A 16,111-nucleotide genomic window follows, 5' to 3' on the forward strand; every position below is an offset into this window, starting at 1 on the left:
CGGCCTGGACGCTCTATTATTGCGCTGCACTCGTAGGCCCGATTAGCGCAAGCGCCATCGGGCATTCGGTTTGGCAGGCGTCAATGATTAGAAGTCGTAACGCAGACGAACCAGGTTCATATCGCCCAGATCGTCGGTGCTGGAGGTGAATACGTGTTCGTAATCCACGCGGAAACCATAATCCAGCTGGAAGCTAATACCGACGCCATTATCAATACGCTGGTAGTTACGGCCGTTCACATATTCAATACGGTCACCCATAAAGTACGGCTGAATAGATTTCACCGCATACTGGTTGATCGGGAATTTATAACCGGCAAAGTATTCAATACCCCATGCGTCGCCCGCAAAGTAGTCATGCGCGTCTACGCGTTTGGTGGTCATGAAGTTCTGATACCAGCCGCCGCCCAGCGCGAAGGTCCAGTTATCCGGCGTCCAGCTAAGCGCAGTACCAACGATATTTTGATCGTAGTCTTTACCGTCGCCGCCGTTACCTGGGCGCATTTCCGCACGCGTATAGTTCCACGCCGTACCCCAGGTCAGATCGTCCGTGATGTGGTAATCCGCACCCAGAGAACCGCCGCCTTTACGCTTGTAGCGCAGGCCGTTGTTCGGGTTGTAATCATCGCTGAACAGATAAGACGCGTAGAGATCGACGTCGCCGACTGTTTTCTTATACTTCAGGGATTTACGGGTACGGTAAGAACCGTCGTAGTCACCGTTGATACCGTTGCCTGGCGCCTGACCAATCATGTCATAGTCCCAGATATCGGTTTTCACGCCAACCACATCATAATAAACGCTGTTCTGTTGACCGAAAGTCAGCGTACCCCAGGTATCGCTTTTCAGACCGGTGTACAGCATACGGCGAGTGGTGTCGTTCGCGCCGTCTGCGTAGTGGTTATCCCAGTTGAACATCGCCGGGAAGTTAACGCCCAGCTCGTAGTAGCTGACCCAGCTAATGTCATCAAACAGATAGTAATCAGCCGCAAAACGGAAACGGGTGCCGCCATCGAAGCCATTACGTTTGTAACCATTTTTACCGTCATCGCCAGCCATATTCTGGAACTGAGGACGAATACTGCCGCCAACGGTGAAGTTAAGACGGCTCAGCGGATTACCCGCCTGTGGATCTTGTTTCAGAACAGTGATTTCCGCCTGAGATGCGAAAGACGTTAATGCCACTGCCGCGCCGATCGATGCCGCCAGCGCTGTTTTTTTTATTGTCATTATATTTTCCTTGATAGATTTACCCGCCATTATTCGCACTGCCGGCAAAATACCGGCAACGTAAAAAACAACAGGCATAGCCCGCTAACTATTTAGCAATTAAATATTAACTGGTATTAATCCTGTCGTGTTGGCGGGTTTTTAATGTTTTGTGCTACTAAAAATCGAGGGGTTAACAATTCGTGCCACATAGGGAGTACACACCAGTATAAACACCGATGCGTAATCATCACGTATATAAATTATATTATTAAAACTACACACCGGTATAAAAACCGGTGTGTGATCATCACATCTATAAATTAATTATTAAATTGGCGAAATAACGCTTTGCCTTTTAACAAACGCGCGCCGAGCCATCCGCCGCATAATGAAAGTAATAATGCGCCGCAGACGGGCAAAATAATCCACACGCGCCAGTCCGGTTCCCACGGAAAATCGAACACCTGGCTTTGCAGCACCGCCAGCGCAGTTTCCGCGCCGATCGCCGCCACCAGCCCGGAGACCATACCCAGCATGGCAAATTCACACCAGAGCGTGGTGCGCAGCAGTTTTTTGCCCGCGCCTAAAGTGCGCCAGACCACCAGTTCCTGATGACGTTGACGCATTCCGACCTGAACCTGCGCCAGTAACAACAGCATGCCGCAAGCCGTGACCAGCACCACCATCACCTCCAGCGCCCGGCTGACCTGCTCCAGCACCTGACCGACCTGTTTCAGGATCGCGCCGATATCCAGCAGGCTGATGGTCGGAAACTCGCGATTAAGCTGCGTCAGCATGCCGTTGCCATTTTCCCAACGGAAGCTGGTAAGCCAGCTCTGCGGCTGCCCGTCCAGCGCGCCGGAGGGGAAGATAAAGAAGAAGTTAGGCCGCAGACTTTCCCAGTCTACTTTGCGCAGGCTGCTGACCGTCGCGCTAAAGTCCTGGGTATCGCCCATAAAGGTCACGCGATCGCCGAGTTGTATATTCAGCCGCTTCGCCAGCCCTTCCTCTATCGAGACCTCTCCCGCTTTTGGCGGCCAGCTTCCGGCGGTAATCGGGTTATGATCCGGGCGCGTATCCTGCCACGTCAGATTCAGCTCACGGTTAAGCGCTTCGTCCTGATTTCCTTCGGTCGGCAGACCATTAATCTCCGTCAGTCGCGCCCGCACGATCGGGAAGAATGCCTCCGGGATCACCTGATGCTCAGACAGGAAGGCTTTCAGCGGCACCACCTGTTCAGAAGCGATATTGATGAGGAAATAGTTCGGACTTTCCGGCGGCAGTTGTTGTTGCCAGCGATCCAGCAGATCGCCGCGCAGCACCAGCAGAAGCGCCAGCAGCATAAAGGAGAGCGAAAAAGCCGAGAGCTGGCTTAACGTGGACCACGGCTGGCGCAGCAGTCGGCTTACGGCCAGGCGCAGAGGCAGCGATGTCAACGTCATACCGCGCAGCACGTTCAACAGCATCCAGCCCAGCACACCGCAAAGTAGCGCCAGCACCACCGCGCCGGCCAGCACCGCCCACAGCAACATGCTGCCGCCCATCAACCCCGCGAGCAGCGCGACGACGACAACCGTGACCACCGGAAGATACATCTTCAGCGGCCAGACACGCGCAACCACATCACGCCGCAGCACACGCAACGGCTGCGTCGCCAGCAGCAAACGATACGGACGCAGTCCAACCAGCAAAGAAATGATGATCATCGTTCCCAGCGCCCACAGCCACGGCCAGAGGCTGGCTGGCGGCAGAACGGCGGGTAACACCGGTTTAAGCAGCACCATTAGCACGTTCTCGAACAGTAACCCAATGGCGCCTCCCGTCACGGCGGAAAGAGCCAGCAGCATCCCCCACTGCCCGACGATCAGTTTGCGCAGCTGCGCCCTGCCCGCCCCCAGCGTTTTGAGGATCGCAATCAGATCGTAGCGGCTGCGGCAGTAGTGGCTCATCGCCACCGCCACGGCCGCGACTGCTAACAGCAACGTTAACAGCGCCGACAGCAGCAGGAACTGCTGCGAGCGTTCAAGCGATTTGCCCAGCGCGCCTTCATCTTGTTCCAGCCCGTACCAGCGATGTTCAGGCTTAAGCTGCGGCAATAGCCACTTTTCATAGCCGTCCAGTTGCTGCGGCGTACCGCCAAACTTATAGCGCCACGTCACGCGACTTCCCGGCTGTACTGCGCCCGTTTTTTCAACATCCGCAATGTGCATCATCAGGCGTGGAGCCATCTGGAAAGGGTTAAACCCAGAGTCCGGCTCCTGTACCACCTCGCCAGCAATACGCAGCGTGGCGTCGCCGACGTCGATGCTGTCACCCGTTTTCAGGTTGAGGAGCGCCATCAGTCTTGGCGCCAGCAACACGGAACCCGGCTGCGGTTTTAACCCCGGCGGATTCGTTTGCAGCTCACCGTACATCGGATAAACGTCATCCACCGCTTTGACGCTGGCCAGCTGCGGCGTATCGTCTGCAAAGGTCATGGTGGCGAAAGTCATCTGTTCGCCCACTTTCAGACCGCGTTTGCGCGCCTCATCGATCCACGCCAGCGGCACCTCGCGCGAACTGCGCAGCGCCCGGTCTCCGGCCATAAAATCACGGCTTTGCTGACTTAAACCCTTTTCCATACGATCGCTGATATTACCCAGCGCCAGCACGCAGGCCACCGCCAGACTCAGCGCCAGCCAGACAATCAGTAAGGAAGGTGAGCGCCATTCGCGCCAGAACCAGCGTGCAATCATGCCTCCTCCTGCAACTGCCCATCCACCAGGCGTAATCGTCGGTCGCAACGCGCCGCCAGCTGCGGGTCGTGCGTCACCAGAATCAGGGTGGTGCCATGTTCGCGATTAAGCGAAAACAGCAGGTCGGCGATTTTATCCCCGGTCTGCCGGTCAAGGTTTCCCGTCGGTTCATCGGCAAACAGCACGTCTGGCCGCCCGTTGAACGCTCTCGCCAGCGCCACACGCTGCTGCTCGCCGCCGGAAAGCTGAGCCGGAAGATGATCAAGACGTTTTCCCAGACCTAACTGTTCCAGCAACGCTTTCGCGCCATCGCGGCTTTTCCCGCTGTTCTCCCCCCGCAGCAAGGCGGGCAGTTCAACGTTTTCCAGGGCATTCAGCGTGGGAATCAACATAAAAGACTGGAAAACAAAGCCGACATGCTGCGCGCGCAGCTGCGCCCGCGCCTCTTCATCCATCGTGTGCAGAGACTGCCCGACCAGATTCACCTCGCCGCTGCTGCCATCATCCAGCCCGGCCAGAATCGCCAGCAGCGTCGATTTCCCCGATCCCGACTCGCCGATCAGCGCAATGGTCTCGGCGCGTTTGACAACCAGTTCAACTCCGGTAAGGATGGAAAGCTCATGCTCACCCTGACCGACGGACTTCTTAAGACGATGAACTTCAACAATGTTTTCCGCTGGCATTTGCCCTTCCTGTTTCTGGTCCTGTTAACGTTCCGCGCCGCCGCAGCGGACACGTTATTAATTCTGGGTGACAGCCTGAGCGCCGGATACCGCATGTCCGCCAGCGCGGCCTGGCCTGCGCTGCTTAACGACAAATGGCAGGACAAAACGCCGGTCATCAATGCCAGCATTAGCGGCGACACCTCGCAACAAGGCCTGGCGCGTCTGCCTACGCTGCTGAAGCAGCATCAGCCCCGCTGGGTTCTGGTCGAGCTTGGCGGCAATGACGGCCTGCGCGGTTTTCAACCTCAGCAAACCGAGCAAACCCTGCGTAAAATCCTGCTGGATGTGAAGGCCGCAAACGCCGAGCCGTTGCTCATGCAAATTCGTCTGCCCGCAAACTATGGTCGCCGTTATAATGAAACCTTTAGCGCCATCTACCCACGGCTTGCCAAAGAGTTTGATATTCCACTTCTACCCTTTTTTATGGAAGAGGTTTATCTGAAACCACAATGGATGCAGGACGACGGTATTCATCCTAATCGCGACGCCCAGCCGTTTATTGCCGACTGGATGGCGCAACAACTAACCCCATTAGTTAACCACGACTCGTAAATCAACGGAGATCCTGACAGGTAAAGTTATGCAAAAATCGGTCTTAATTACAGGATGTTCCAGCGGAATCGGTCTGGAAAGCGCTCTTGAACTGAAACGTCAGGGTTTTCAAATTCTGGCAGGTTGCCGTAAACCCGATGACGTCACGCGGATGAACAGCATGGGATTCACCGGCGTGCTGATCGACCTCGACTCGCCGGAAAGCGTGGATCGCGCCGCAGACGACGTGATCGCCCTGACCGATAATCGTTTATATGGGATCTTTAACAATGCCGGATACGGCGTGTATGGCCCGCTTACCACTATCAGCCGCGCGCAGATGGAGCAGCAGTTTTCCGCCAATTTCTTTGGCGCGCACCAGCTCACTATGCGCCTGCTCCCTGCTATGCTGCCGTACGGCGAAGGGCGTATTGTGATGACCTCATCCGTAATGGGGCTGATCTCCACGCCAGGGCGCGGCGCCTATGCCGCCAGCAAATATGCGCTGGAAGCCTGGTCTGATGCGCTGCGCATGGAGCTGCGCCACACGGGGATTAAGGTCAGCCTGATCGAACCCGGCCCGATTCGTACCCGGTTTACCGATAACGTCAGCCAGACCCAGAGCGACAAACCGGTAGAAAATCCGGGGATTGCCGCGCGTTTTACACTCGGGCCGGAAGCCGTTGTCGCTAAAGTCCTCCATGCTTTTGAGAGCGACAAACCGAAATTACGCTACCCGGTTACGATGGTGACGTGGGCAGTCACGCTGCTGAAGCGCGTGCTGCCGGGACGCGCGATGGACAAAATTTTGCAGGGTTGAGTTGAAGCGCGCGCGTCAGCCCCCATGTAAAAGAGAACCAGACATAAAGAGAGTGACTCCATGTCCGTACAAAATATTGTCAATATTAACGAATCTAACCTGCAACAGACCCTCGAACAGTCGATGACCACCCCGGTTCTGTTCTATTTTTGGTCTGAACGCAGCCAGCATTGTCTGCAACTGACGCCGGTGCTGGAAAGCCTTGCCGCACAGTACAACGGCCAGTTTATCCTCGCGAAGCTCGACTGCGACGCCGAGCAGATGATCGCCTCCCAGTTTGGCTTGCGCGCTATTCCTACCGTGTATCTGTTCCAGAACGGTCAGCCGGTCGACGGCTTCCAGGGGCCGCAGCCGGAAGAAGCGATTCGCGCGCTGCTCGACAAAGTGCTGCCGCGTGAAGAAGAGCTGAAAGCGCAGCAGGCGATGCAACTGATGCAGGAAGGCAACTACATTGAAGCGCTGCCGCTGCTGAAAGACGCCTGGCAGCTCTCTCATCAGAACGGCGAGATCGGCCTGCTGCTGGCGGAAACCCAGATTGCCCTCAACCGTACGGAAGACGCCGAAGCCGTGCTGAAAACCATTCCGTTACAGGATCAGGACACCCGCTATCAGGGGCTGGTCGCGCAGATTGATTTACTGAAACAGGCGGCCGACACCCCGGAAATCCAGCAACTGCAACAGCAGGTTGCGGACAATCCAGAAGATGCGGCGCTGGCGGCGCAACTGGCGCTGCAACTGCATCAGGTCGGGCGTAACGAAGAGGCGCTGGAGTTATTGTTCAGCCATTTGAAGAAAGATCTCGCCGCCGCAGACGGTCAGGCGCGGAAAACGTTCCAGGAGATCCTCGCCGCGTTAGGCACCGGCGATGCGCTGGCGTCGAAATTCCGCCGCCAGCTGTACGCGCTGTTGTACTAATCCGCTACATTTTGCCCGATGGCGCTACGCTTATCGGGCCTACAAACGCTAAAAATACCGATCCCTCCGGCATCACATCTTCTTTAAATGCGTCACCACCAGTTGGTGGCGCGAATTATAGAATTTCCGGTAGGTTAAATAGCAGGCGATAATGGTCGACAGGCTTGCTGTGGATAGCAGCATAAAAGTCACCATTATCTGATATTTAATCGCTTTTACCGGATCGATACCGGCAAAAATCAACCCGGACATCATCCCCGGTAAGCTCACCAGCCCAACCGTTTTTGCCGAATCAATGGTAGGGATCAGCGACGCGCGAATACTGTCGCGAATAAGCCCCGCAGACGCCGTTTTCGGCGTTGCGCCCAGACTGAGCTTCTCCTGAATTTGCTGCTGCTCGCTGCTGAATCGCTGGCCCAGATTGTTGTAGCACAGCCCTACCGCCACCATCGCGTTACCCGCAATCATGCCGGAAATCGGGATCACCTGCATCGGCGTAAACTCGATAGATCCTGACAATACCAGTACCGCCAGCGTCAGCCCCGCTCCGGTCGTAATCGCAATAAACGACGAGGTAAACGCTTTATCAATATATTTACTGCGTTTTTGCGCGTTATACGCCGCGTTAAAACAGATAAACAGCACCATCAATAATGTCAGGATGGCGTGATTGACGCCAAAAATGTATTTCAGAACATAGCCGACGATAACAAGCTGGATTACCGCACGGGCAACGCTCCAGAGAATATCTTTTTCCAGCGCCAGTTTCTCTTTGTGGCTAATCAGAATAGCCACAACCACCAGCATCATCGATAACGCCAGCGACTCATTCGTTATATTATGCTCGTTCATAGGTAGCTTCCTGCATTTCTCCGGCATGAGGCTGAAGCGTAATCACATTATCCGCATGATTAATTTCATCTTTATCGTGTGTTACCCACAGCACGGCAATATTTTTATCGCGAACATAGCGATGAATAATGTCATTCACATTCTCTTTATTACGCTCATCCAGCGCACTGGTGATCTCATCCAGCAGCAGAACCTGCGGCAGAAACTGTAAATTACGGATCAATGAGATACGTTGTTTTTCCCCGCCGGAAAGCGCCGTAATGTTTTTCTGTAAAATGGTTTCCGGTAGCTCAAACTGCGCCAGATCGGCAAGAAAAGCCTTCGGTTCCGGCGTTTTGTTGCGGATCTGCCAGGGGAAAATCAGGTTGTCATACACCGTATCGCCAAACAGCACTGGCGTCTGGGCGCAATAAGAGACCTGCTGGCGGTAAGTTTCGGGCTTAAGCGTGGCAATCTCTTCGCCTTCAAACAGGATATCCCCCGTATCCGGGCTGATTAATGACGCCACAATCTTTAGCAATGTGCTTTTACCGCACCCGGATGGGCCGGTAATCAGTTTAAATTCCCCGGCATTCAGCATGAAACTGATGTTATTGAGAATTTTCGTGGCGCCAGCCTGGTATCCCACCTTTCTTAGCTGGAGCAAAGGGCTGCTCTCTTTCATCTCACATCCATTTTTCACATCTTTAAAGTAAACAGTGTATCCCTGTAATTTATAAGAGGGGAACTCACTTTGATTAATCGGGTATAATTTGATTAAACAGACCGCAAAGACCGTTTTTTTACATGGACAGCACGACAGGAGGTTTATCAATGCTTATTTTTATCCCTATTCTCATTTTCGTGGCGTTGGTGATAGTCGGCGCAGGCGTCAAAATTGTCCCACAGGGATACCAGTGGACCGTGGAGCGTTTTGGCCGTTACACCAAAACCCTGCAACCAGGCCTGAGCCTGGTGGTGCCGTTTATGGACAGAATTGGTCGCAAGATCAACATGATGGAACAGGTACTCGATATCCCGTCGCAGGAGGTTATCTCAAAAGATAACGCCAACGTCACCATTGACGCGGTGTGCTTTATTCAGGTTATCGACGCTCCGCGCGCGGCCTATGAAGTCAGCAATCTTGAGCTGGCCATTATCAACCTCACCATGACCAACATCCGTACCGTACTGGGGTCAATGGAGCTGGATGAAATGCTTTCCCAGCGCGACAGCATCAACACGCGCCTGCTGCACATTGTCGATGAGGCCACCAATCCCTGGGGCGTCAAGGTTACGCGTATTGAGATCCGCGATGTTCGTCCACCGGCGGAATTGATTTCATCCATGAACGCCCAGATGAAAGCAGAACGTACCAAACGCGCCTACATTCTGGAGGCGGAAGGGGTGCGCCAGGCTGAAATTCTGAAAGCTGAGGGTGAAAAACAGTCGCAGATCCTGAAAGCGGAAGGCGAACGCCAGTCTGCCTTCTTACAGGCTGAAGCGCGTGAACGTTCCGCCGAAGCGGAAGCCCGCGCCACCCAGATGGTCTCTGAAGCGATCGCCGCCGGGGATATTCAGGCGGTGAACTACTTCGTGGCGCAGAAATACACCGAAGCGTTGCAGCAGATTGGTTCGTCGGGCAACAGTAAGGTTGTCATGATGCCGCTGGACGCCAGCAGTCTGATGGGCTCCATTGCCGGGATCACCGAACTTATCAAGGACAGCACCAGCGAACGGAACAAATCATGATAGCGATGATTCTGGTTCACCCGCATATTTTCTGGCTGAGTCTTGGTGGGCTACTGCTGGCCGCCGAGATGCTGGGAGGGAACGGCTACCTGCTGTGGAGCGGTGTCGCCGCCGTGATTACTGGCCTGGTGGTCTGGCTGGTGCCGCTCGGCTGGGAGTGGCAAGGCGTTATGTTCGCCGTATTGACGCTGCTGGCGGCCTGGCTGTGGTGGAAGTGGCTGGCACGGCGCGTGCGTGAGCAAAAACCGGCTGACAGTCACCTTAATCAACGCGGGAAACAGCTGGTAGGCCACCGCTTTATTCTGGAAACCGCGCTGGTCAACGGACGCGGCCACATGCGCGTCGGCGACAGCTCCTGGCCCGTCAGCGCCGACGCGGATCTGAGCGCCGGAACGCAGGTGGAGGTGATTGCCATCGAAGGGATAACGTTGCGCATTAAGGCCGTGTGATCAACGGCGGGCTTTACCTTTGTGATGACAGCAGCCGGAAAGATTATCAATGATCGGGCAATCGGCGCTGTCATCACCCGGGCATGACTCCGCCAGGGTCAGTAATTGCGTGCGCATAGCCTGCAATTCGCTGATGTGGCGTTCAATCTCAGCGACCTTTTCCAGCGTGCGTTTTTTCACATCTGCGCTATGGCGCCCCGGATCGTTAAACAAATTCACCAGTTCACCGCACTCTTCCAGGTTAAAACCGACCTGACGCGCCTGACGCAACAGCGTTAACTCGTTTAAATGCTGCTGGCTGTAAGTGCGGTATCCGTTTTCACTGCGCAGCGGCGGCGTCACCAGCCCTTTCTCTTCATAAAATCGAATAGCCTTGCTGGTTAAGCCTGTTTTTTTCGCAACATCGCTAATATTCACATCTCCCCCCGCAGAGCATGTTGATGCCGAAGCTCATTATAACCCACATCGCCCCCATGCTATCACGGGGTGGAATGCCCCTGGCGCCTGTGCAATAAATCCTTAGCAATCCTACTGTTATGTGCGATCTCGCTCACACTTATGGCTGTCTTGCTTGCAACATATTGATACAGATCAAAGGTGCATTAATTATACACCTTTCAACCTTGAACTTGTGGATACATCTTCTATATAAACGCGAATGATAATGATGATCATTTACATACTCATAAAGGTTCTCACATGTTGCCACGGATTAGCCAACGGCCATTTATTCTTTCGGCCCTGACATTATGCGTTTCAGGTGCTGTTTCAGCAGCCACGACAACTACAGCACAACATCATAAAGTATCGGATGACGACACGTTAATCGTCACCGCTAACCGCTCAGAAAGTAGCCTTTGGGAAAGCCCGGCCACGATTCAGGTTATCGACCGCCAGGCCATACAGAATTCTACCAGCGTGTCGATTGCGGACGATCTACAGGACATCCCCGGCGTTGAGGTTACTGATAACTCTCTGGCAGGACGCAAACAGATCCGCATTCGCGGCGAAGCCTCTTCACGCGTATTAATTTTGATTGACGGCCAGGTCGTCAGCTATCAGCGCGCCGGGCAAAACTACGGCGCTGGCTTGCTCATTGATGAATCGTCGCTTGAGCGTATTGAAATCGTTAAAGGCCCCTACTCGGTACTCTATGGCTCGCAGGCCATCGGCGGCGTGGTGAACTTTATTACGAAAAAAGGCGGCGATAAGCCGCTCGGCGGAAGCGTCAAAGCCGTTTACAACTCCGCGACCGCAGGCTGGGAGGAGTCGGCCGCCGCCTGGGGCAGCATCGGCAACTTCGACTACCGCATTAACGGCAGTTATTCCGATCAGGGCAACCGCGACACGCCTGACGGCAGATTGCCCAACACCAATTTCCGCAACAACAGCCAGGGCGTCTGGCTTGGCTACAATCTCGATCGCCATAAATTTGGACTATCACTCGATCGCTACAAAACGTCCACCCAAACCTGGATTAGCGATGCGGATAACCAGTATGACGAATTCAGCGTCCGTATTCCGAAACTGGAACGCGAAAAGGTCGGCGTTTTCTATGACTATGATGCCGATGGCGATTACCTGAAAAAAATCCACCTCGACGCTTACAGCCAGACCATTGAGCGTAAATTTGAGAATCGGGTAAAAACCACCCAGGTCATCCCAAGCCCGATGATTCAGGCGCTGACAGTCAGCAATCAGACCAACACCAATGATAAACAGTACACGCAGGGTGTGACGTTACAGAGCAACTTCTCACTGCCAGCGAACAACGAGCTGGTTATCGGGACGCAGTATCAGCACGACAAAGTGAAGCAGGACACCAATAGCAGCACGCGTCAGACAGCGGCAACCGGCGTCTTCGATATCCAGACCAATACCCTGTCACATATTGAGGCTGAACAAGGTAACGCCTCAATATTTGCGCAAAACGACTGGCGTTTTGCCGATGACTGGACCTGGACCGTCGGCGCACGTCAGTACTGGCTCTCTTCTAAACTGAACCGTAGCGACAGTCTGAGCGGCACAACCTGGCAGTCATCCGGTGGAAAGTCAGCGCATGACGATGAGTTAGTCACCTCAACCAGCCTGCGTTACTCCGGTTTTGATAATCTTGAGCTACGCGCAGCCTATGCTCAGGGATATGTCTTCCCGACGCTGGTTCAGTTGTTTATGCAAACGTCTGCGGGCGGCAGAATCACCTATGGCAATCCTGACCTGAAGGCTGAGCACTCCAATAACTATGAACTGGGTGCGCGTTACAAAGGCAATATGTGGCTGATTGACGGGGCGATTTACTACTCCGAAGCCAAAGACTATATCGCCAGTCTCGCCTGTTCAGGGCAAGCGATTTGTAATGGCAGCAGCACCTCATCCTACTACTACGACAACATTGACCGCGCCAAAACCTGGGGGATGGAGCTGACAGCGGAATACAACGCCTGGGCCGTATCACCTTATCTGAGCGGCAACCTGATTCGTCGTCAGTATGAAGGCGACGTGCAAAAAACCTGGGATACCGGCGAACCGATGCTGACAGGCCGCGCAGGTCTGAAACACACGCTGCTGCTCAATGCCGCGAATATCACTTCCGATCTCTTCATCCGTGCGGCATCCAGCGCCAAAGACAACACGGGAGAGACTGAAATTCGCTATCCGGGCTGGGCGACGCTTAACCTCGCCTTTAATACTGAGTTTGGTCCGCAGGATCAGTATCAGGTCAATCTGGCGCTGAACAATCTGACCGATAAACGTTACCAGACCGCTCATGAATCCATTCCAGCGGCGGGCTTTAACGCAGCGATTGGTTTTGCGTGGAATTTCTGACGATGAAGAGACTTGTCATTGGCTTACTGGCGCTGGTTAGCGCCTTCAGCGTGCAGGCGGCCGAACGACTGGTGGTGGCGGGCGGTTCTCTCAGCGAGCTTATTTTTGCAATGGGCATCGGCGATCGCGTTGTCGGGGTGGATGAAACCACCTCTTATCCCCCCGAAACCGCTGCACTGCCGCATATTGGCTACTGGAAGCAACTGAACAGTGAGGGCATTTTATCGCTGCGCCCGGACAGCTTTATCACCTGGCAGGACGCGGGCCCGCATATTGTGCTGGAGCAGTTGCGCACCCAAAAAGTCAACGTTGTCACCCTGCCGCGCGTTCCGGCCACCGTTGACCAGATGTACGCCAATATTCATGCCCTGGCGAACACACTCCAGGTTCCTGAGCAGGGCGACGCGCTGGTTAACCACATTCGCCAGCGGCTGGATCGTGTGCAGGACAGCGTGAAGGCGAAAGGCGCGCCGGTTAAGGCGATGTTTATTCTTTCTGCGGGGGGCAGCGCCCCGCAGATCGCCGGTAAGGGCAGCGTCGCTGACGCGATTCTGACCCTCGCTGGCGCGCAGAATGTCGCCCAGCATGCGCAATATAAAAGTTACAGCGCTGAATCGCTGATTGCGGCAAACCCGCAGGTGATTGTTGTGACATCACAGATGGTCGAGGGCGACATCAATCGCCTGCGCGCCATTGCCGGTATCACCCATACCTCCGCCTGGAAAAATCAGCGGATCGTCGCCATTGATCAGGCGTTGATTCTGGGGATGGGTCCCCGCGTCGCTGACGCCGTTGAAACTCTGCACCAGCAACTCTGGCCTCATTAAATGGATTTGGCATTACAATTATGAATACTCAACACACGCTGGATCTCACTCCACATTTCGCGCTGGAGGGGAACCAGCCCTTTAAGGATCGTCGGGCCACGATGCCGTGGCGTGGTGCGATTCCTGTTGCAAAAGAGCAATTGTCGCAAACCTGGCAGAACGTCATCAGCCAGACCGTTCCACCGCGCAAAAGACTGGTGTATTTACATATCCCTTTTTGCGCAACTCACTGTACTTTCTGCGGTTTTTATCAGAACCGCTTTGAAGAGGATCATTGCGCACGCTATACCGACGCCCTGCTACGTGAAATAGAGATGGAAGCCGACAGCACGCTGCACCAGTCAGCGCCCATTCATGCGGTGTATTTCGGCGGCGGAACGCCATCTGCGCTGTCGGCTAGGGATCTGGCCAGGATCATCACTACGCTGCGTGAAAAACTGCCGCTGGCGCCGGATTGCGAAATCACTATCGAAGGTCGGGTGCTCAACTTTGATGATGCCCGCGTTGATGCCTGTCTTGATGCGGGCGCCAATCGGTTTTCTATCGGCATTCAGTCTTTCAACAGCAAGATCCGCAAGAAAATGGCGCGCACCTCGGACGGCCCAACCGCCATCGCCTTTATGAACGGCCTGGTGCGGCGGGATCGCGCCGCCGTGGTGTGCGATCTGCTGTTCGGCCTGCCCGGTCAGGATGCCGCCCTGTGGGGTGAAGATCTGGCGATAGCCCGCGATATCGGGCTGGATGGGATCGATCTGTATGCGCTGAATTTGCTTCCCAATACGCCGCTCGGTAAAGCGGTTGAAAGTGGCCGGACGAGCGTTCCTTCCCCCTCAGCGCGTCGCGACCTCTACCTTCAGGGCTGCGATTTTATGGATAGCGCGGGCTGGCGCTGCATCAGCAACAGCCACTGGGCGCGTACCACCCGAGAACGCAACCTGTACAACCTGCTGATCAAGCAAGGCGCTGACTGCCTCGCCTTCGGCTCCGGCGCAGGCGGTTCAGTCAACGGCTACTCCTGGATGGTGGAGAGAAACCTTTCCACCTGGCATGAAACTATCGCCGCCGGGAAAAAGCCGTTAATGATGATGATGCGTACCGCCGAACGCGGCTTTCAGTGGCGCCATACGTTACAGGCGGGGATTGAAACGGCGCGCGTACCGCTTGATGAGCTGACGCCTCACGCGGAGCAACTGATTCCGTTACTGACCCAATGGCACAACGCGGGGCTGACCCGCGATGCGTCAACCTGCCTGCGTCTGACCAACGAAGGACGCTTCTGGGCAAGCAATATTTTGCAGTCTCTTGACGAACTGATTCAGGAACTTAACGCACCGCGCATCGCGGTAGATAAACCATAAAAGGAGTAACTTATGAGCCATGTCTCTTTACAGGATTTTTTGCGCACTGAGCCGGACGGAACGCTGGAAGCGATCGCCGCACAGTACAACACCACGCTTTTAGACGTAGTCAAAAACCTGCCCTCTCATACCCTGGTCAGCGGCGATAAATTCGATACCGTCTGGGACACCGTCAGCGAATGGGGCAAAGTCACAACCCTGGTGCACACTGCCGATGTCATTCTCGAATTTACCGGTGAACTGCCCTCCGGCTTCCATCGTCACGGTTATTTCAATCTGCGCGGTAAAAAAGGCATGACCGGCCATATCAAAGCGGAAAACTGCACGCACATCGCCTTAGTGGAGCGCAAATTTATGGGCATGGACACCGCGTCTATTCTGTTCCTCAACCAGGCGGGCAGCGCCATGTTTAAAGTCTTCCTCGGTCGCGACGAGCATCGTCAGCTACTGGGCGAACAGGTTGACGCCTTCCGCACCCTGGCCTCCTCTCTGAAGGAAAACGCCTGATGACGCCGTGGTTACTTTTCGGTGCCGGCGGTACGGGCGTGGGTGCCAGAACGCTTGAACTCGCGCTGACGCAACAGCGCCCGGTCGTTGCCGTGATTCGTCACCCGGAAACCGCGGCCCTTTTGCAAAGCAAAGGCGTTCAGGTATTTATTGGCGATGCCTGCGACGCAAGCGTCGTGTCCTGCGCCTGCCATGCCGCAGGGCCGGAGGCGCTTGTCATTTCATCAATGGGGGGAAACCAGGATTATCTGGCGCACAGAACCGTTATTGATGAAGCCGAGAAAGTAGGCATCAAACGCATGATTCTGGTGACGTCGCTGGGATGCGGCGACAGTTGGGCATTTTTATCCCCTCGCGCGAAAGCCGCATTCGGCCAGGCCGTGCGGGAAAAAACGCTGGCGGAAAGTTGGCTGCAAACCAGTCAGCTGGATTATGCCATCCTGCGGCCAGGCGGTTTACTGAATGGCGATGCGACAGGTAAAGCGCAGCGCTACCAGGGACAGGAGTGCCACGGGTTTGTGATGCGTGCGGATGTCGCCGCCCATATTCATGAACTGGCCTGCGAGCCTGCGCTTAACAATCAGATCTACAGTCTGGTTGAGCCTGAACTAAAGCCGGTGTGA

Annotated in this window: 16 protein-coding genes; 10 read left to right on the plus strand and 6 right to left on the minus strand. The window is 54.9% G+C overall.

The window, feature by feature from the left end:
* Nucleotides 1-87: 87 nt before the first annotated feature.
* The 3 genes from OGY62_RS08425 to ybbA form a co-directional block, all read right to left on the minus strand.
* Nucleotides 88-1,230 carry a porin gene (locus OGY62_RS08425; RefSeq protein ID WP_024130578.1) on the minus strand — a complete coding sequence of 381 codons (1,143 nt, stop codon included), beginning with the start codon at nt 1,228-1,230 and terminating at the stop codon, nt 88-90.
* A 302-nt stretch (nt 1,231-1,532) separates the two neighbouring features.
* Nucleotides 1,533-3,947, minus strand: coding sequence for a putative ABC transporter permease subunit YbbP (gene ybbP, locus OGY62_RS08430; protein ID WP_114847727.1), 2,415 nt, complete (start codon nt 3,945-3,947; stop codon nt 1,533-1,535).
* Nucleotides 3,944-4,630: a putative ABC transporter ATP-binding protein YbbA gene (ybbA, locus tag OGY62_RS08435; protein ID WP_012133471.1), complete on the minus strand. Its 687-nt coding sequence runs from the start codon at nt 4,628-4,630 to the stop codon at nt 3,944-3,946. Before ybbA ends, ybbP begins: the two co-directional genes overlap by 4 nt.
* Here ybbA and tesA point away from each other — a divergent pair.
* From tesA to OGY62_RS08450, 3 genes are read left to right on the plus strand one after another with little or no spacing between them, the layout of a single operon-like run.
* A complete protein-coding gene (gene tesA / locus OGY62_RS08440) occupies nt 4,601-5,224 on the plus strand; it encodes a multifunctional acyl-CoA thioesterase I/protease I/lysophospholipase L1 (RefSeq protein ID WP_248622836.1) in 624 nt (207 codons plus the stop codon). The genes ybbA and tesA overlap by 30 nt on opposite strands.
* A gap of 28 nt (nt 5,225-5,252) precedes the next feature.
* The gene (locus OGY62_RS08445; RefSeq protein WP_286459567.1) at nt 5,253-6,023 is read left to right on the plus strand and encodes an SDR family oxidoreductase; all 771 of its coding nucleotides are present in this window, start codon (nt 5,253-5,255) and stop codon (nt 6,021-6,023) included.
* Between the two features lie 60 nt (nt 6,024-6,083).
* Nucleotides 6,084-6,938, plus strand: a complete 855-nt coding sequence (locus OGY62_RS08450) for a co-chaperone YbbN (RefSeq protein WP_058668720.1) — start codon at nt 6,084-6,086, stop codon at nt 6,936-6,938.
* A 72-nt stretch (nt 6,939-7,010) separates the two neighbouring features.
* On the opposite strand, the gene fetB is transcribed toward OGY62_RS08450, so the two are convergent.
* Nucleotides 7,011-7,790: an iron efflux ABC transporter permease subunit FetB gene (gene fetB / locus OGY62_RS08455; RefSeq protein ID WP_047458353.1), complete on the minus strand. Its 780-nt coding sequence runs from the start codon at nt 7,788-7,790 to the stop codon at nt 7,011-7,013.
* Nucleotides 7,777-8,454 (minus strand): iron efflux ABC transporter ATP-binding subunit FetA, encoded by a 678-nt coding sequence (gene fetA / locus OGY62_RS08460; protein ID WP_047458355.1) that lies wholly within the window; start codon nt 8,452-8,454, stop codon nt 7,777-7,779. The genes fetB and fetA overlap by 14 nt, the downstream gene beginning before the upstream one ends.
* Before the next feature lie 149 nt (nt 8,455-8,603).
* On the opposite strand from fetA, the gene OGY62_RS08465 reads away from it, so the two are divergent.
* Nucleotides 8,604-9,521 (plus strand): SPFH domain-containing protein, encoded by a 918-nt coding sequence (locus OGY62_RS08465; protein WP_012133477.1) that lies wholly within the window; start codon nt 8,604-8,606, stop codon nt 9,519-9,521.
* Nucleotides 9,518-9,970, plus strand: coding sequence for an NfeD family protein (locus tag OGY62_RS08470; protein ID WP_047458358.1), 453 nt, complete (start codon nt 9,518-9,520; stop codon nt 9,968-9,970). Before OGY62_RS08465 ends, OGY62_RS08470 begins: the two co-directional genes overlap by 4 nt.
* Here OGY62_RS08470 and cueR read toward each other — a convergent pair whose 3' ends face one another.
* Nucleotides 9,971-10,387 carry a Cu(I)-responsive transcriptional regulator gene (gene cueR, locus OGY62_RS08475; RefSeq protein WP_012133479.1) on the minus strand — a complete coding sequence of 139 codons (417 nt, stop codon included), beginning with the start codon at nt 10,385-10,387 and terminating at the stop codon, nt 9,971-9,973. It abuts the gene before it with no gap.
* Between the two features lie 282 nt (nt 10,388-10,669).
* Between cueR and OGY62_RS08480 the strand changes: the two genes are divergently transcribed.
* The 5 genes from OGY62_RS08480 to chuY are packed head-to-tail and all read left to right on the plus strand — an operon-like array spanning nt 10,670 to nt 16,111.
* Nucleotides 10,670-12,796, plus strand: a complete 2,127-nt coding sequence (locus OGY62_RS08480; RefSeq protein ID WP_012133480.1) for a TonB-dependent receptor — start codon at nt 10,670-10,672, stop codon at nt 12,794-12,796.
* Nucleotides 12,797-12,798: 2 nt separating this feature from the next.
* Nucleotides 12,799-13,623: a heme/hemin ABC transporter substrate-binding protein gene (locus tag OGY62_RS08485; protein WP_049010046.1), complete on the plus strand. Its 825-nt coding sequence runs from the start codon at nt 12,799-12,801 to the stop codon at nt 13,621-13,623.
* Between the two features lie 20 nt (nt 13,624-13,643).
* Nucleotides 13,644-14,981: a heme anaerobic degradation radical SAM methyltransferase ChuW/HutW gene (gene hutW / locus OGY62_RS08490; RefSeq protein WP_112002139.1), complete on the plus strand. Its 1,338-nt coding sequence runs from the start codon at nt 13,644-13,646 to the stop codon at nt 14,979-14,981.
* A 12-nt stretch (nt 14,982-14,993) separates the two neighbouring features.
* Nucleotides 14,994-15,488, plus strand: a complete 495-nt coding sequence (gene hutX / locus OGY62_RS08495; protein ID WP_012133483.1) for a heme utilization cystosolic carrier protein HutX — start codon at nt 14,994-14,996, stop codon at nt 15,486-15,488.
* On the plus strand, nt 15,488-16,111 hold the full coding sequence (gene chuY / locus OGY62_RS08500) for an anaerobilin reductase (protein WP_286459570.1): 624 nt from the start codon (nt 15,488-15,490) through the stop codon (nt 16,109-16,111). Before hutX ends, chuY begins: the two co-directional genes overlap by 1 nt.

The sequence above is a fragment of the Citrobacter sp. CK198 genome (assembly GCF_030333295.1).
Taxonomy (GTDB): Bacteria; Pseudomonadota; Gammaproteobacteria; order Enterobacterales; family Enterobacteriaceae; genus Citrobacter_B; species Citrobacter_B koseri.

Excerpts from the sequence above, each read along its gene's own strand:
- chuY (WP_286459570.1), top strand. The coding sequence starts at position 15,488 with ATGACGCCGTGGTTACTTTTCGGTGCCGGCGGTACGGGCGTGGGTGCC.
- OGY62_RS08450 (WP_058668720.1), top strand. The coding sequence starts at position 6,084 with ATGTCCGTACAAAATATTGTCAATATTAACGAATCTAACCTGCAACAG.
- OGY62_RS08470 (WP_047458358.1), top strand. The coding sequence starts at position 9,518 with ATGATAGCGATGATTCTGGTTCACCCGCATATTTTCTGGCTGAGTCTT.
- OGY62_RS08425 (WP_024130578.1), bottom strand. The coding sequence starts at position 1,230 with ATGACAATAAAAAAAACAGCGCTGGCGGCATCGATCGGCGCGGCAGTG.
- fetB (WP_047458353.1), bottom strand. The coding sequence starts at position 7,790 with ATGAACGAGCATAATATAACGAATGAGTCGCTGGCGTTATCGATGATG.
- tesA (WP_248622836.1), top strand. The coding sequence starts at position 4,601 with ATGAACTTCAACAATGTTTTCCGCTGGCATTTGCCCTTCCTGTTTCTG.
- ybbA (WP_012133471.1), bottom strand. The coding sequence starts at position 4,630 with ATGCCAGCGGAAAACATTGTTGAAGTTCATCGTCTTAAGAAGTCCGTC.
- ybbP (WP_114847727.1), bottom strand. The coding sequence starts at position 3,947 with ATGATTGCACGCTGGTTCTGGCGCGAATGGCGCTCACCTTCCTTACTG.
- OGY62_RS08480 (WP_012133480.1), top strand. The coding sequence starts at position 10,670 with ATGTTGCCACGGATTAGCCAACGGCCATTTATTCTTTCGGCCCTGACA.
- OGY62_RS08465 (WP_012133477.1), top strand. The coding sequence starts at position 8,604 with ATGCTTATTTTTATCCCTATTCTCATTTTCGTGGCGTTGGTGATAGTC.
- OGY62_RS08445 (WP_286459567.1), top strand. The coding sequence starts at position 5,253 with ATGCAAAAATCGGTCTTAATTACAGGATGTTCCAGCGGAATCGGTCTG.
- hutX (WP_012133483.1), top strand. The coding sequence starts at position 14,994 with ATGAGCCATGTCTCTTTACAGGATTTTTTGCGCACTGAGCCGGACGGA.
- hutW (WP_112002139.1), top strand. The coding sequence starts at position 13,644 with ATGAATACTCAACACACGCTGGATCTCACTCCACATTTCGCGCTGGAG.
- fetA (WP_047458355.1), bottom strand. The coding sequence starts at position 8,454 with ATGAAAGAGAGCAGCCCTTTGCTCCAGCTAAGAAAGGTGGGATACCAG.
- OGY62_RS08485 (WP_049010046.1), top strand. The coding sequence starts at position 12,799 with ATGAAGAGACTTGTCATTGGCTTACTGGCGCTGGTTAGCGCCTTCAGC.